General features: G+C 49.9%; 14 protein-coding genes. All 14 read left to right on the top strand.

The window, feature by feature from the left end:
• Nucleotides 1-21 precede the first annotated feature (21 nt).
• The 14 genes from BM035_RS07315 to BM035_RS07250 all read left to right on the top strand — a co-directional run bounded on the left by BM035_RS07315 (nt 22) and on the right by BM035_RS07250 (nt 16,424).
• Nucleotides 22-1,497, top strand: coding sequence for an undecaprenyl-phosphate glucose phosphotransferase (locus tag BM035_RS07315; protein ID WP_217646326.1), 1,476 nt, complete (start codon nt 22-24; stop codon nt 1,495-1,497).
• Nucleotides 1,498-1,520: 23 nt separating this feature from the next.
• Nucleotides 1,521-3,005 carry a capsule assembly Wzi family protein gene (locus BM035_RS07310; protein WP_092030945.1) on the top strand — a complete coding sequence of 495 codons (1,485 nt, stop codon included), beginning with the start codon at nt 1,521-1,523 and terminating at the stop codon, nt 3,003-3,005.
• Between the two features lie 29 nt (nt 3,006-3,034).
• A complete protein-coding gene (locus tag BM035_RS07305; RefSeq protein ID WP_092030944.1) occupies nt 3,035-5,542 on the top strand; it encodes an SLBB domain-containing protein in 2,508 nt (835 codons plus the stop codon).
• Entirely contained in the window at nt 5,542-6,504 is a 963-nt protein-coding gene (locus BM035_RS07300; RefSeq protein ID WP_092030942.1) for a Wzz/FepE/Etk N-terminal domain-containing protein, read from the top strand. Before BM035_RS07305 ends, BM035_RS07300 begins: the two co-directional genes overlap by 1 nt.
• Nucleotides 6,505-6,671: 167 nt before the next feature.
• Nucleotides 6,672-7,805: an NAD-dependent epimerase/dehydratase family protein gene (locus tag BM035_RS07295; RefSeq protein ID WP_092030941.1), complete on the top strand. Its 1,134-nt coding sequence runs from the start codon at nt 6,672-6,674 to the stop codon at nt 7,803-7,805.
• Complete coding sequence (locus tag BM035_RS07290; RefSeq protein WP_175497358.1) at nt 7,802-8,809, top strand: hypothetical protein; 1,008 nt, start codon at nt 7,802-7,804, stop codon at nt 8,807-8,809. The genes BM035_RS07295 and BM035_RS07290 overlap by 4 nt, the downstream gene beginning before the upstream one ends.
• Entirely contained in the window at nt 8,806-10,119 is a 1,314-nt protein-coding gene (locus tag BM035_RS07285; RefSeq protein WP_092030937.1) for a capsular polysaccharide export protein, LipB/KpsS family, read from the top strand. The genes BM035_RS07290 and BM035_RS07285 overlap by 4 nt, the downstream gene beginning before the upstream one ends.
• A complete protein-coding gene (locus BM035_RS07280) occupies nt 10,106-11,425 on the top strand; it encodes a lipopolysaccharide biosynthesis protein (RefSeq protein WP_139216024.1) in 1,320 nt (439 codons plus the stop codon). The genes BM035_RS07285 and BM035_RS07280 overlap by 14 nt, the downstream gene beginning before the upstream one ends.
• Nucleotides 11,426-11,526: 101 nt before the next feature.
• Nucleotides 11,527-12,705, top strand: coding sequence for a hypothetical protein (locus BM035_RS07275; protein ID WP_092030934.1), 1,179 nt, complete (start codon nt 11,527-11,529; stop codon nt 12,703-12,705).
• A gap of 20 nt (nt 12,706-12,725) precedes the next feature.
• Entirely contained in the window at nt 12,726-13,274 is a 549-nt protein-coding gene (locus BM035_RS07270) for an acyltransferase (protein WP_092030933.1), read from the top strand.
• 42 nt (nt 13,275-13,316) lie between these two features.
• Nucleotides 13,317-14,177, top strand: a complete 861-nt coding sequence (gene kdsA / locus BM035_RS07265) for a 3-deoxy-8-phosphooctulonate synthase (RefSeq protein ID WP_092030931.1) — start codon at nt 13,317-13,319, stop codon at nt 14,175-14,177.
• The gene (locus BM035_RS07260) at nt 14,177-14,728 is read left to right on the top strand and encodes a KdsC family phosphatase (RefSeq protein WP_175497357.1); all 552 of its coding nucleotides are present in this window, start codon (nt 14,177-14,179) and stop codon (nt 14,726-14,728) included. Before kdsA ends, BM035_RS07260 begins: the two co-directional genes overlap by 1 nt.
• Nucleotides 14,715-15,491: a 3-deoxy-manno-octulosonate cytidylyltransferase gene (gene kdsB, locus BM035_RS07255; protein WP_092030929.1), complete on the top strand. Its 777-nt coding sequence runs from the start codon at nt 14,715-14,717 to the stop codon at nt 15,489-15,491. The genes BM035_RS07260 and kdsB overlap by 14 nt, the downstream gene beginning before the upstream one ends.
• A gap of 6 nt (nt 15,492-15,497) precedes the next feature.
• Complete coding sequence (locus BM035_RS07250; protein ID WP_092030928.1) at nt 15,498-16,424, top strand: KpsF/GutQ family sugar-phosphate isomerase; 927 nt, start codon at nt 15,498-15,500, stop codon at nt 16,422-16,424.
• Nucleotides 16,425-16,427: the final 3 nt, after the last annotated feature.

The raw sequence follows: 16,427 nt of genomic DNA, 5'->3' as shown, positions 1-16,427 counted from the left end.
GCTCGAGAGATGCCAGCTTAAATGAATGATATGTCCCGATTTCAAATACCTGTTGAGGGTTTGAACAGAGTGTCGCTAAAAAAGAGAACTCATGAGTTTCCTCTGGCGCCTCAGGCCAGTGGCCGCGTTCAGTTCGCCTTCTGGGCGCAATGGGCTGTAGCGACGTTTATTCAGTGCAGCCTACTCATCTGGCTTGCAGTTGAAAAAGCGGGTGGAGATGTAGCTTCACACTACAGGATGCTTGCAGTCGTTTCCTCGCTGCTGGCCATTCCTCTTTTTGCCGTGTTCCGTGCGTACAGTATTCGAAGTGGCTATCTGGTTGGTATCGCCAGAATCCTTGCTGCATGGTCAACGCTGGTTGCCATTTTGGCGTTCATCGCGTTTGTAACCAAAATCAGTGAGAGCTATTCCAGGGAAGTCATACTTCAGTGGGTTGCTGGTGGCTTCGGGCTCCAGGCACTAGCGTTCGTACCGATGCACAAGGTTTTCCGTAGAATGGATAAACGCCATCGATTCGCGAATGCTTCGGTCATTATAGGTTGTGGCAATATCGCACTTACGTTGGCAACCAAGCTTCGTCACGAGCGCAAGGAAAGTATGTTAGGCATGGTCTGCCTGGACGACGAGGAGCCACACGAGGGAAACGCTCAAACACCTTATTTCCCGACTCTCGGAGCCGTCAGCCAGTTACGGTCTATTCTCCGCGATAACCGCGTCAGCCGCGTCTACATTGCACTACCCGCCAGGGAAACGGACCAGATTGAAGGTCTGTACGTTGACCTTCTCGATGCCAGTGTTGATGTAGTCTGGGTGCCGGATTTCGCCAATCTGAAACTGCTGAACCACAGTATTTACAATCTCGGTGGAATGCCGGCCATCAATCTCAATGAAAGTCCGCTTACCTCCTATCCAGGCAGTGCCTTTTTCAAGTCAATGATGGACAGAACTCTTGCGTTGCTGGGGATTTTGGTTCTTAGCCCGCTGCTGCTGGGTGTAGCCGCGGCTGTTAAACTGTCATCTCCTGGCCCGGTTCTTTTCCGGCAAAAGCGCCATGGCTGGAACGGCAACATTATCGAAGTGCTGAAGTTCCGCTCAATGCGTATGCACGACGATCAGAAAGTAAAGCAGGCTACCAAGCACGATCCCCGGGTAACGCCGGTTGGAAGATTCCTGCGACGCTCCTCAATCGATGAGCTGCCGCAGCTTTTCAATGTGCTAAAAGGGGATATGTCCCTCGTCGGCCCCAGGCCGCATGCTATTGCCCATAATGACTACTATTCCGATAAAATAATTGCCTATATGGCGCGGCACCGCATCAAGCCGGGAATAACCGGGCTGGCACAGATAAGCGGATACCGTGGAGAAACAGAAACCATCGACAAGATGCAGAAGCGGGTAGAGCTCGACCTTGATTACATCAACCACTGGAGCTTGTGGCTGGACGTCAAGATTCTCATCAAAACGCCGCTAACACTGATCTCGAAAGACATCTACTAACCAGACCTTTTCGGCTTGAATCAATGCGACGTGTAATAACAATACTGTCTGCGGGTGTGTTTCTGGCAGCCCCGTTGCAAGCTTTTGCGGCCCCCTGGCTTGGGCCCGGAGACGCGCGGGCGCGCCACTCCATCCAGAAACTGTCCGACCGTGGTCACCTCGATGCATCCACAGCCACCTGGCCAATCAATTGGGCAGATCTGGAGCAGGGGCTGGATGAAAGCAGTGACAGCTCGGTGGCCACTCAGCGCGCCTATTTGGGGTTTGAGAGGGAGCAGCAGGCGAAAACTGGTTTCCGTGGAGAACTGAAGCTTGAGGGCGCCAACGATCCAGCCTTCCTCCGTGGCTTCCACGATCTGCCCCGGGAGGAAGGCCAGCTTACCGCAACGCTTCAATGGCAGGGCGAAGCCTGGGCAGCAGGGATTTCACCATCGGCAGTCGCAGATCCTGGCGATGGCAAGGAGTCCAGGCTTGATGGCTCTTACGTTGCCGCAACGGCAGGGAACTGGGTGCTCGGTGTTGGGGCTATCGACCGGTGGTGGGGCCCGGGTTGGCAATCCACCATGATTCTCTCTAACAACGCCAGGCCCATTCCAGCCGTATGGATTGACAGAAAAAACAGCCTGGCACCGGAATCGGATCTGCTCTCATGGATCGGCCCCTGGAAGTTGAGCCTGTTTCTGGGGCAGTTGGAAGAAGAACGCGCCATCCCCGATGCAAAAATGATAGGTATGAGGGTAACCTTTGTGCCCATTGAACGGCTCGAAATCGGGCTTTCCCGAATCATTATGTTTGGTGGGGAAGGAAGGCCGGAGGGCTTTTCCACGGTATGGGATGCGTTGATTGGTAAAGATAACATTGAGGTAGATGAGGGCGAGACTGGCGAAGACGACGCCGGCAACCAGATAGCCTCAGTTGATGTTCGGTACGGGTTCCCACTTGGAGAGCAGGCGATGGGACTCTACGCTCAGATGATGGGGGAAGATGAGGCCGGTTACCTGCCTTCCCGGAAATCATGGCTATTTGGCGTTGACTGGACAACACGGCTTCTCAGTTCAGATCAGCAGTGGTTCGTTGAATTCACCAACACGCTGGCCGAGGATCTCATTGGGGACTCTAGGCCTGATTATGCCTACAACCACTTCAATTACACCACTGGATACCAATACTACGGCAGGGCGATTGGCTCCACCTTCGATGCAGATGCCGAGGTGCTGTCTGTGGGGTTACTCAATTTCCTTCAGGATGGAAGTAACCTGAGTGCCACTTTAACCTACGCCAACCTTAATAAAGACGGTGGTAACCGTGTGAGCCAGCCCGATGATGAGGTTTTTTATAACGTTCCGGACGGTGCCCAAAAAACTACCATCGCCAATCTCGGTTATGGCAATGAATTGCTTGGCGGATGGCTGGATCTCAACCTTCAGCTAACCGATAAAAAAATTATGCTTCTCGGTGGTGAGAAAGACCGTTGGTCTTTCTCTGCTTCCTGGAAGTACCGCTTTTAATTCAAATTCTACAGGCTTGGATTTAACCAGTGACGGCTAAAAAACTTCTTATTGCGATGCTCCTTGTGCTGCCTCTTAGCAGTTACGCACAGTCGATTACTCCCGCTCAGATTGAACAGTTTAAAAGCCTGCCGAAAGCCCAGCAGGAAGCACTCGCCAGGCAATACGGTGTAGATCTTGACGCCCTGACCGGGGGAAATCAGGCTGCCAGTCGTCCGCAACCTGTTCAGGTAGTGGAACCGGTTAGCCAGATTACCGATCAGGAAAGGGACAAAGCGGCCGAAGAACGCGAAGAAGATGAAAAGGCGGCTGAAAAGAACAATGGTTTAAAGCCCTTTGGATATGACCTGTTTGCCGGTGACCCGAGTACCTTTGCGCCGGTCACTGAAATCCCCGTGCCAACAGATTACACCCTCGGGCCAGGTGATGTGCTGCGTGTTCAGCTGTGGGGCAAGGAAAACCAGAATCTGGAATTGCCTGTCAGCCGCGATGGCACCATCAGCTTCCCGGATTCTGGCCCACTGAGCGTGGCCGGCCTCGGTTTTAATGAGGCCCGGGAACAAATCAGAACGCGTGTCTCTGAACAGTACATTGGCGTACAGGCGAGCATTTCTCTGGGTGAACTGCGCAGTATGCGAGTGTTTGTGTTGGGCGAGGCGCGCAATCCTGGCTCCTACACAGTCAGCTCACTTTCTACTATCACAAACGCCCTGTATGTTTCAGGTGGAATAAAAAGAACAGGGTCATTGCGAAATGTTCAGCACAAGCGCGACGGTAAACTGCTGGGCACGCTTGATTTGTACGATCTGCTTTTGCAAGGCGACAGCAGAAGTGATAGCCGCATGCAGCCGGGAGACGTAATCTTCATTCCGACGGTTGGCAAACGTGTAGGGATTGAGGGTGAAGTCTACCGGCCCGCGCTCTATGAGCTGGACGGTGAAGGCACGCTTTCGCAATTGGTAAAAATGGCTGGCGGACTTACCCCGCAGGCGTATCCACAACGCATCAACATCGAGCGTACCAACAAGGACTTCCTGCGTATCATCGCGGAGGCGGACTACACCAGCCAGAGAGGTCTTAAGGCGGCAATTCAGGCCGGTGACAGAGTAACGATTCCTTCAATTGTCGATATTACCGGCCAGTATGTGGAAGTTCAGGGGGCCGCGGCCCGAACCGGCAAGTTCGCCTGGATTCCGGGTATGCGCGTCAGCTCATTAATCAAAAATCTGGACGCAGATTTGCGCCCCATCGCCGATAAACAATATGCAGCGATTGTACGCACAGACCCGCAAGACGACACGATTTCAGTCTTGAACCTAAGGTTGAGAGACGCCGTGCAGAACCCGGGAAGCCAACACGACCTGCAATTGAAAGAAAAGGATCGGCTGTTGTTCTTCTCCAATGCAGGGAAAGATTCGCGCCTCACGAGAGGTAGCGAAGAGGGCCCTAAAACTTACACACGCGATAAGCTTTTTGAGCGTGTTATACAGCGACTGAAAGCTCAGGCGAGCCCCGCGAACCCGCAGCAAACCATCTCCATCAGTGGCCCCGTTCGTTACCCCGGAGAATACCCGCTGCCAGCAACACAACGCCTGGAAGACGCAATTTTTGTGGCCGGCGGCCTGAAGGACTCCGCATCCCTTTACCAGGCAGAAGTTGCCCGCTACATAGTGGGTGATAATGGCGTGGGCCAAACCCGCATACTGAACGTGAATCTCGCGGATGCCATGGCCGGGCGAAGCAACATCGAGCTACAAAGCCGGGACAGGGTGTTGATCAAGTCCATACCCGAGTTTGCAAAAACGCGCACCATTACACTTCAGGGCGAAGTACGTTATCCGGGTGAATACACGTTCCGAGATGGCGAAACGCTAACAGACGTACTCAAGCGTGCAGGTGGTTTGACAGACAATGCCTTCCCACGCGGTGCCGTGTTCACACGGGAAAAGCTTCGCCGGTTGGAGGCCCAGCGTCTACGCGAAGCTGAGGAACGACTGCAAGGTGATCTGCTTGGAGTCCAATTGGAGGGCGATAGCTTCGGCGGACAGACCACCCAGCGCATCCAGCAAGTAGAAGATCTGCTGGAGGATGTTCAAAACAGCCGGCCAATTGGTCGTATGGTGATTAACCTTGCATCTGTGGTGAATGACGAGGCCTACCAGTCCATCCGCCTGCAGAATGGAGACAGCCTTACAGTTCCCACGATTCCTCAGTCGGTTTCCGTGTTCGGAGAGGTTCAGTTTCCTACAAGTCATCTCCACCAGGCAGGTCTCACCGTGGATGACTATCTTGGGCGCTCAGGTGGTCCTACCCGCCAAGCCGATGAAGACAGGGTATATGTTGTTAAGGCAGACGGCTCAGTTATGCTTCCAGATCGTAGCCGCTGGTTTGGCGGCCGAAGTCAGCAACTGGAGCCGGGGGATACCATTATCATGCCGATCGACGTAGATCGCCTGAACCAACTTGAGCTCTGGACCAATGTAAGCCAGATCGTCTACCAGATGGCGCTTGGTGCTGCAGCTGTGGGGAATCTGTAATGGCAGAGAGAGTTGAACCTCGTTACTACCCTGAGGAAGAGATAGATATCCGCGAGCTTTTTTCCACGCTCTGGCGAGGGAAATGGGTAATCGTGGCATTCACATTGCTCTTTTCAGCGGCTGGCATCGGATACGCTATGTTCAGTCCAAATATTTATCAATCAAGTGTTCTCGTTGCGCCGGCACAAGAGGAAGGTGGCGGTTTAGGCGGTCTTGCAAGTCAGTTTGGTGGCTTGGCTAGTTTAGCCGGAATCAACCTTGGCGGTGGCAGCGCGAACCAGACAGCTATAGCAAAAGAAGTGTTGAAATCCCGTGCCTTTCTTGCCGACTTCTTCCGTCGTCACAATATGGCAGTGCCATTGATTGCTGCGGAAGCATGGGATGAGAAAAGTGGTGAGTTGGTTTATGACCAAAACAAGTACGATCCAGGAAGGGGCGAGTGGCTGATAGACAGCGATGGTGAAACTCACGAACCGACCGATTGGGATATGGTTGAAGCCTTCAGGGAAGACCATTTTACTGTGAGCGAAGCTAAAGACGCTGGCATGATCACCATCAGAGTGAAGCACTACTCACCGGTCCTTGCGAAGCAGTGGGCAGAAAAGCTTGTGCATGATATTAACGAGCATATGCGCAAGCAAGACGTGGAAGAGGCCGAAGCACGAATAGCGTATCTAGAAGACAAACTTAGCGAAACCAATATAGCGGGCATGCAACAAGTGTTCTATCAGCTCATTGAAAACGAAACCCGCACCGTTATGTTGGCGAACGCACAGAGTGAGTACATTTTCAAAACCGTCGATCCGGCCGTTGTGCCCGAAGACGAGGCAGAACCCAAACGAGTCTTAATTATCATGGTATCTACTGTGCTGGGCGGGATGCTCGGCGTATTTGTGGTATTCGTGAGTGCTTTCCTGCGTTCGGATAAATATAGAACAGAAGAAAAGACCGTTGTTTCCTGATCAAATCTGCCTATTAGATTCTTGACCACCATTCCTTTTCTAATTGATAGCCTGATTTTCAAGCGTCTAATCTATTTGCCACATTGAGGCATGATGTCTGTTTGAAAAGTAAGTTCCTTCGGGCTTAAAAACTCAAAACCAACGATTCATAGAGAGAGATTATTTTAATGAAAGTTCTAATCACTGGCGGTGCTGGCTTTATCGGTGGAGCGCTGGCGAATGCACTTGATGATCGTGGTGACGAGGTTACTGTTCTCGACAATTTGTCGCCACAGATTCATGGAGAAGATCCCCAGTCTTCTGCGCTTCTCCATCGTTTACCGGCATCGGCTCGGCTGGTGATTGGGGATGTTCGCAATCGAGATGACTGGGCTAAGGTCCTCCCTGGGCAGGATGTTATTGTCCATTTGGCTGCTGAAACTGGCACCGGCCAATCGATGTACGAGATTGATCGATATGTGGATGTAAATGCGCACGGCACGTCCCTTCTGCTTGATATGCTTGCGAAGAAAGAAGCCGGTAGCGACTCTGTGAAGCGATTGGTGGTGGCGTCTTCTCGCGCAATCTATGGTGAAGGCAAGTATCGAGGCACCAAAGGCTTTGTTTATCCCGGTCCACGTTTATCCGAAGACTTGGAGAACGGGGTTTTCGAATGTCGAGACCCAGAAACCAACGATATTGCAACTCCGGTCCCCACCGATGAAGCGTCTCGAATTCATCCCTCGTCGGTCTATGGTATTACCAAGCAAGTGCAGGAGCAGCTTGTTCTGACGGCCGGTGCAGCTCTGGGCATCGGCGCAGTAGCGCTGCGCTATCAGAATGTTTACGGCCCTGGCCAGTCGTTGAAAAATCCATATACCGGAATTCTATCGATCTTCTCAACCTTGCTACTGCAGGGTAAAGACGTCAACATTTTTGAGGATGGCAAGGAGAGCCGGGACTTTGTCTTTATCGACGATGTGGTAACGGCTACCGTCGCCGCTATTGATTCAAGAGTAACGGGGCGGGCTTACAACGTTGGCACCGGTGAGAAGACTGATGTTCTGACTGTTGCCCATACGCTTAAGGCAAACTACGGTTGCGGTGGCGAGATCAAGGTTTCCGGTAATTTCCGTATTGGTGACATTCGCCATAATATTGCTGACCTTACGAACGTAAAACGCGATCTGAACTTCCTTCCAAGAACAACATTTGCCGAAGGTGCTAAGGCTTTCGCGCAATGGGTGAAAACTCAGGAAATAAGCGATTCCGGTTACGAGCGTTCCGTAAACGAGTTACGGGCAAAGGGTTTGCTGAAGTGATGGAAGGTGAATCGAATTTGGCCGGAAAGCGGGTGCTGTTTATTGCCCCGATGTTCTTTGGTTACGAGAAGCTTATACAGGCAGAGCTCGAGGCAAAGGGCGCGGAAGTCGATTACTTCAACGACCGACCAGACAACGGATTCTGGACAAAAGCGTTAATTCGCGTGGATCGACGCCTGCTGGCGCGTAAAACCGAGAGGTATTACAACAGCATTATCGAATCCACTCGAAGCCAATCATACGACCATGTATTGATCGTGCGCGGTGAGGCCATTTCACTGCAGATGCTGCGTCTATTACGTCAGGCTCAGCCCAAAGCAAGAATGAGTCTCTATCTATGGGACTCAATGAATTACAACCCCAATGCGCGCAGGGTTCTGGGCGAATTTGATCAAGTCTTCTCCTTCGACCGTTCCGATGTTGAGCAGAATAACAAGATGCAGTTTCTGCCTCTTTTCTACGGTCGTGAATTCGAACGTTCTGCGCAATGGGATGGAGAGCCGGTATACGATGCCTGCTTCATCGGCACTATTCATACCGACCGCTATAAGGTTCTTGAAAAGGTTATCGATAGCCTGGAGGCTCGTGGCCGCAAGGTTTTTGTGTTTTGTTATTATCCTTCCAAACACTTATATCGTTTGAGAGCTTTGTTGGATCCCGGCTTCCGTCGCTTTGGAAGTAAATACGTCAGCTTCACAGGGATGACACTTGCCAACGTGGTTGACCACATCGCTAAGAGCCGGGCTGTGGTCGATGTGAACCGTCCTGACCAGTTGGGTCTGACCATGCGCACTATCGAAGCGGTGGGTGCGCAGCGCAAACTGATTACCACGAATGCGGATGTGAAAAACTACGACCTCTACGACCCTTACTCTGTGCTTCTGGTTGATAGGCAGAGACCGCATATTGATGATGATTGGCTATACCGTGAAGCTCAGCCGTTCAAACCCTCACTTCGCAACAAATACTCCGTCTCTTCTTGGGTAGATCATATATTCCAATGAAATATCTGAGCATTATCTACTACGACACATTTGCCAGGTTTTTTTGTGCAATTGAAGATGCGGTAAAAGAGCGAGACTCAGCCGCGGAATTCTTGCACCTAGCCATTTTCCCCAGCGGCTGGCTATACATGAAGGTAAAGGGACGCAATGTGCGGTTGCTGCCGTTGGAGGTTCGTAAACCCTATGTTGCTGAAAGGGAGGTAGGCGATGCCGATCTTGATAAGATTGCGCATTATCATGCCGTAACAGGAGCGCGGTTCGGAAGTGGCTACAAGCACAGTTTGCGTAAGCGCGCACGGAATTACCTTGGCACAATGGAGCGAATTCTGGGTGAGTTTCGTCCTGATGCGGTGCTTTTCTCCGGTGACACTCGTATTGCCTGTGAGGCCTTGCAGTATCACCTTGACCAAGTTGGGTATGAGGGCAAGCGTTTCTATTTTGAGCAAGGGCCGAATGGTACCACCATCTTTGATAGACGAGGTGTAAACGCAAATTGTTCTTTTCGCCGCGCGGCAGCCAACTTGACTGGCGAGGGATATGATCCAGAAACGGCAGCCAAGCAGCTAAAATTCAAGAAGAATCCTATGTTTCGAGGCAGCGACTACGTTGCAATAGGAATTCTTCGACTTTTTGGTAGACTGCCCCCCGAGTGGGACACCATGCCTTTAAGAAAATTATCTGAGGCTGACTATTCTAATTGTATTGCGCATGGGCGCCGGAATGCTCGGTCCGACTCAACTGAGATTCTCGTGGCACTGCAGGTGCCAGATGATGCCAACAACATTCACCACAACCCGATGGAGCTAAGAGACATCGATCTAGTAACGTGGGTTTTGCGTGCTAGTTCACGTCTTGGATCTCGCGTCCGTGTACGAGAACATCCGCTGTATCGGCGGCGCTACAGCGCTGAAATGTATAAACTGCTCTCCAGCAATGATCGCGTTGCACTGTCAGACTCAGATCTGAGCGAGGATCTAGCAGACGCATCCGTCGTTGTTACCGTTAATTCTATGACTGGCTTGGACGCCTATATTCGCAAGATACCAGTAATTCTTTTGGGAAATGCCTTTTATGACCACCTTCCCGGGGTTGAGCGTGCACAGACTGAAGCCTGTTTGGAAAAATCCCTGACTGATCTAACCAAGCACGGTTTGGCGTCACGACTCGGTGGCCGCAGCCCTTCCTCCATCTTTGCGGAAATGAGAGCAAAGTACTTTATTGATGGACATTACCTGGATGCAGAATTGAGCGCGCCACAAACCATTGCCAAGATCTTAACTCAGCAGATTACAGACCGTGCTGGCAAATAAATCCCCCCTGAGCATGAATTTAAAGGGAGTCTATTTCGGCATTCTCTCTAATATTTTTGGTAGCGTGCTGATGCTGGGTGCTACTCTCTGGTTGACGCGCATTCTGGATCCCGAGGAGTTCGGCCAATTCCGTGTTGGCTCGAACTTTGCTACGTTGATGATTCCTCTGCTTGCATTAGGTGGAGAACGACTGATCAGCAGTATTATTCAGAGGGAAAGCGGTGACTCTTTGCCTGTGTCGCGTGCTTTGGTAACGATGATTTTCATTGTAGCAACTGGTCTCTTCATGCTTAGTGTAAGTTATCCGTTGCTTTCGAAATTCATATTTGACGGTACTATACCCGCAGGCATTTATTACGCAAGCATCGCAATAATACCTCTTACTATTGCCTACAACGTAGCAAACACAATCTGGCGCCACACGGGTGATCCGGCTTTGGCTCAGATTGACCTTAATTTCACGCAGCGACTAACACGTGCGCCGCTTTTGATCGGATGTTCATTTCTCTGGCCAGGTGCGCTAGCTGCATCTTTAGCGATGACTGCGGCGCAAGCTGTATCACTGTTCCGGATACGGAGAAATATACAGCATTTTTCAGTTAGTGGAATTGGCTCTCCTTTGGCCGCAGTCCGCATGAATTTTAGAGGCATGTTGGCTATTGGTTTACCGGTTGCGATTATGGCTTCTGTAGACCGACTGGATGTTTTGTTAGTAAACGCTGTGATGGGGGTAAAAAGCGCGGGTAGTTACGATCTAATTTTCATGCTATCCGTAACTGCGATGTTTCCTGCTATGGCGCTGTCTAAGACAGCTGAGCCATTTCTTTATGGGATGGTTCGTAATCCCGAGAAGAATAAGCAATTAAAAAGTCTTCAAACACGTACTTTCCTCCTATCGTGTATATCGGTGTTAGCCATTGCAGTGATAGCGCCTTTTTTAGAGGTATTTCTTGGGAACGCGGATTCAAATTTTTCCGAAGCGGCTTTGATACTGTCCGCTGGGCTGGCGTTTTCGAGCGCACACGGCCCAGCGTTGGAATATTTGCAAATTAATGGGAAAGTGCGTTTGACCCTAAGTGTGGTCGTTTCTTTAATGCTCCTATTCTTTGTCCTAAAATATTTTGTTGCTAGTGTATATTCTTTAACTGGTGTGGCTGCACTTGCTGGTTTATTTTATTTTACATTGCGTTTATTTCTTTCAATATACATTCGCCTTAGCGAAAATGTTAGCCTTGCGCACCCCGCTACGATTTTTTCTTCCTTTTTAGGCTATTTCGTCGTTGCCTTATACATTTGGGCTGTTTGATTGTGAAATATTTGTCAAGTTTATTTGTTAACTTTATTTGCAGCTCTTTCTTTCTGATTAGTTTAATGTTGGACTGCAATTATTCAGGCTCAACAATCGCGGTGCCGGCAATACTTATTTTTTTTCACATCTGGAAGCTGTTTCAATTCAAAAATTCTCCTGAGTTGGCGTTTTTATTGCTATTTTCATTAACATACCCCCTTTTCTGGGTGTTGGCATTAGGTTTGAATGTTGATATTCATTATTTTTCCTCAAACGTAAACGACAGGTTGATAACAAAGGCATTTTCCGCTCAAGGGCTTTTCCTTGTTTGCATATTTTTGGGCATGCGCGATACGACTCCAGTTTTAATCTCACAATACCCATGTCGAAATAGCTCAATCATATTTTGGGGCTGCATTTTAGCAATGATAGTTTCTTTGGTTGTGGCCGTGAGCTCTATTGATGGCAGTATATTTCAGCAGTCTTACGATTATGAGGAAAGCAGCTCCTCGATATTGTTCGAGTACGTTTTAATTTTAATCATAATAGGGTATGCGTACTCTGGTGACAAAAAATTGCGCCAGGCTTCCTTGTTATTCATGTCACTAATGTTTGTAATAACGCCTCTCTATTTCGGGAAAAGGTTGCCTGCATCAATGGTTGCGTTTGCAATTCTTCTTTTATTCTGGAGACCAAAGAATTTGAGGGCAGTCGCACTTATCTTTTTCATAGGATTCTTCATGTTGTCCGCTCTTGCGATATATAGAGTTGGAGAGTCGGGTCAATCGATGGTTAACGTTTTATTAAATATTGGTGATCACGGCGCAATGCGGAATAATCAGGGTGGTGTAATTTATTCGTCTGCCGCTTATATGAAGCTGAGTGAACAAGGTATTTTTGATCTCATTTTTGGTCTTCAATCGGTTGTGAATACTGCATTGTCTATTTTCTTACCATCTTCGATGGTTGATAAGTCAGCTTACATAAACTTTGCAGCAATGAGCTATATTCCAATTCCCGGTAATGGTGGCTTGCCCGGGGTAAGTTTTTTCGTTTGGGGTCGGGTAGTGGCAGTCGTTATTATGGGTTTTTTCTTGGGTTGGTTGATGAAGAGGTCTCGCTTTGATTATCTGACTTCCGTTTATGTCAGTTTTCTATTTTTTACGTTCCCTCGTTGGATGGCATATAACGTTAATATCATGTTCAAGGCAGGTGTGCTGCTGTTGGTTGGCTGGATTTTGGTTCGGCTTGTTGTATACGCGTCAAACAGAAGAAAACATAAAGTTTCTCCGATCTAAAGAGTCTGGATATCGTGCATATGTTATATAAGTTGGTTTGGGCAATAAGGGCCATCCTCTACAAGGGTATTTTTGGGAGCTTTGGGTTACCAAGCTATATTGGCCGTCCGGTTTTTTTAATGAAGCCCAGGCGTATGAAAATAGGTAGTCGCGTGCGTATTTTTCCTGGATTGCGTGCAGAATGTCACGAAAATGGCAGGCTCTTTATACATGAAAATGTAACTATAGGTCAGAACTTTCATGTTACTTGTCTGAACGATCTTCATATCCGCTCAGGAACAATTATTTCTGGTGATGTGATGATTACTGATATCGATCACGAATATGGAGATCCAATGACTTCGGTAATCAATCAGCCATTTATCCACTCGAAAACAGATATTGGCGAAAATTGCTTCATTGGGTTTGGTGCACGGATACAGGCCGGAACAGTTCTTGGCAAAGGTTGTGTCGTTGGGACCAATTCTGTTGTTCGGGGAGAATTTCCAAGTCATAGCGTCATAGTAGGTGTGCCGGCTCGAGTAGTGAAGCGCTTCGACTTCGAGTCTGGGCGATGGGAGCGTTGTTAAATGTTTGTAAATATTTTCTGTCTTTAGGTGTGGGAATTATTCATGAAAGTTAACCCGAGTGTCGTTCACATAACTAATAAAGTTCAGGTCGCCAATAATCTGCCGTTTGTCCTTTTTGGCGGTATTAACGTGTTAGAAGAAATGGACTCCACTCTGCGCGCTGCAGAGCACTATGTAAAAGTCACGGAGAAGCTGGGCATTCCCTTTGTTTTTAAGGCTAGCTTCGATAAGGCAAATCGTAGTTCGATCAGATCGTTCCGCGGTGTTGGGCTCGAAGAGGGGCTCAGGATCTTTGAGGAAGTGAAGGAACGTTTTGGCTGCCCGCTCATTACGGATGTCCACGAAATCGAGCAGGCTGAGCCAGTTGCTCAAGTGGTCGACGTGCTTCAAATACCAGCGTTTCTTGCCCGCCAGACCGATCTGGTGGTGGCTATTGCGAAAACGGGGCGTGCAGTCAACATCAAGAAGCCACAGTTTCTCTCACCGTCGCAAATGAAGCATGTTACGTCGAAGATTCGTGAGGCAGGGAACGAGAACATTATCGTTTGCGAGCGTGGCAGCCAGTTTGGCTATGACAACCTTGTGGTCGATATGCTCGGTTTCCGTGAGATGTTTGAAGCAACTGACGGGTGCCCGTCTATTTTTGATGTTACCCACAGTCTTCAGCGTCGCGAGGCTGGAAGTGAAGCGTCCGGTGGGCGTCGGCGCCAGGTGGCTGAACTTGCAAGGTCCGGCATGGCGGTAGGTTTGGCTGGGTTGTTTCTGGAAGCTCACGAAGCTCCGGAACGCGCTCTTTGCGACGGCCCAAGTGCACTCCCTCTTGACAGGCTGGAGCCTTTCCTCAACCAGATAAAGGTCATCGATGACGTGGTGAAAAATCTGCCTGAAATAAGAGTTGACTGATGATGAAGAACGTCTATCAGGGAGGAATTCGGCTTGTACTTTTTGACGTAGACGGAGTTTTAACTGATGGCAGTCTTCACCTGGGTGCACTTGGTGAAGAGGTTAAGATTTTTAACGCCAAGGACGGAGTAGCGGTGGCTTTGCTGAAATCTCACGGTATTTCCACTGGGGTGCTTTCGGGCAAGGCGAGTGACGCTCTTGATTATCGCGTAAGTCAACTCAAGCTGGACCTTGCAATTACCGGTCGGAGCGACAAGTTAAGAGCTTATTCGCAGCTAAAACGCGACTTGTGTCTTGATGATCGCGAGATTGTCTTTGTTGGTGATGACGTGATTGACCTGCCGGTAATAAGGCGAGCGGCGCTTAGCTATGCACCAGCGGATGCCCATGAACTGGTTCGTTGGGAAGCCTCCCACATTACCCGAACTAAGGGCGGTAAGGGTGTTGCCCGTGAAGTGGCAGAGCACCTACTGCAACTTGGTGGCCTCACGCTTGAGGAGGCCTACGCTCCTTTGCTAAATAAATGGAGCACGCACGATGTACAACAGTAAACAACCTGGCTTAAGGGTCGCTATACCGGCGCGCTTTGCTTCGACTCGTTTGCCTGGTAAGCCGCTGGTTGACCTCGCGGGAGAGCCCATGATCGTTCGGGTTTTTCGACGGGTTGAAATAGCCTTGCCCGATGCAGACATAGTGGTTGCTACCGACGACCCGCGTATCGTTGAAGTTCTGGAATTTCATGGAATTCCTTTTGTAGAGACAGACGTAGGGCACGACAGCGGCAGCGATCGCATTGCGGAAGTAGCTCGTTTGATGGAGTGGCCCGCTGAGGACATCATTCTTAATGTCCAGGGAGACGAACCTCTGATACCCCTGGAATTATTGCGGGCTTTTGTCGCCTTCTGCCGCAAGCGCCCAGAGTTGGAGATAGCCAGCGTTGCGGTTCCGTTGACCACTCGCGAGCAGCTTACCGACTCCAATATTGTGAAAGTGGTGATGGATCAGAAGAATGATGCTTTGCTCTTCTCCCGCTCGCCGATTCCCTTCTGCCGTGATGGCGACCCTAACGCGTGGCCTTTGGCCGATTTTGCCCGCCATGTCGGCATATATGCCTATCGGAATGTGAGTCTTCAGGGTTTTACGAACACGCCGGTCTGCCGGCTTGAGCAGCTTGAGCATCTCGAGCAGCTCCGGGCGCTGTGGCTGGGCATGAAAATCAGCATGATGAGGTGGCATTCAGCGCCGCCCCACGGGGTAGATACCCCTAGCGACGTTCAGCGCGTAATCGAAACTCTATTGAACAGTAAGGAATGACCTTCTATGGACTATACCGAAATCGCCAAGCGTGTCTTCGCTATTGAAGCTCAAGCCGTGGCTCAGCTTGGCGAATGGCTTGACGAATCCTTTTCTGAGGCGGTGGGGCGAATTCTCTCCTCGAGCGGCCGCGTGATTATTTGCGGTATGGGGAAGTCAGGTATTGTTGGAAAAAAGATTGCTGCCACGTTGGCAAGTACTGGTACGCCCAGTTTCTTCATGCATCCTGGGGAAGCCTACCATGGCGATTTGGGTATGGTTACGCCAGACGACATATTCATTGCCATTTCCAACTCTGGTGAAACCGACGAAGTGGTCAAGTTGATTCCTTTCCTAAAAAACAATGGCAATTATTTAATTGCCATGACGGGAAGCTCGAATTCGACATTGGCAAAGGCGTCAGAGGCCCATTTGAACATCAGAGTAAAAGAGGAAGCTTGCCCGCTCCAACTGGCACCTACGTCCTCCACAACTGCCACCATGGCTATGGGAGACGCCTTGGCAGTTACTCTCATGAAAGCCCGGGATTTCCAGCCCGAACACTTCGCACGTTTTCACCCGGGGGGCTCACTTGGCCGAAGGCTACTAAGCCGCGTTGAAGATGAAATGATCAAAAGCGATCTTTCGATGGTCGGTGAGGAAGCAAAGGTATTGGATGTGATTCATGCCATGACACGCGGCAGCATGGGGTTAGCTATTGTTGAGCACCCAAAGGGCTGGGGCGTCATAACCGATGGTGACGTTCGCCGGGCGATCGAGCGTCATGGTGCCGATGTTTTCATAAAGTGTGCGGCTGATTTAATGAGTCGGGATCCTGTAATGGTTTCTGCCGGTACTCGTGTTGAGGATGCTTTGATGCTAATGGAGAAGCGAGGCATTACCTCATTGCTGGTTGTCGAAGATGAAAAATTAGTGGGTGTTTTCAAGAAATAATTT

This window comes from Marinobacter sp. DSM 26671, assembly GCF_900112835.1.
Taxonomy (GTDB): domain Bacteria; phylum Pseudomonadota; class Gammaproteobacteria; order Pseudomonadales; family Oleiphilaceae; genus Marinobacter; species Marinobacter flavimaris.
Note: the sequence above shows the minus strand (reverse complement) of the source record. Positions and strands in the feature narration are given on the sequence as shown.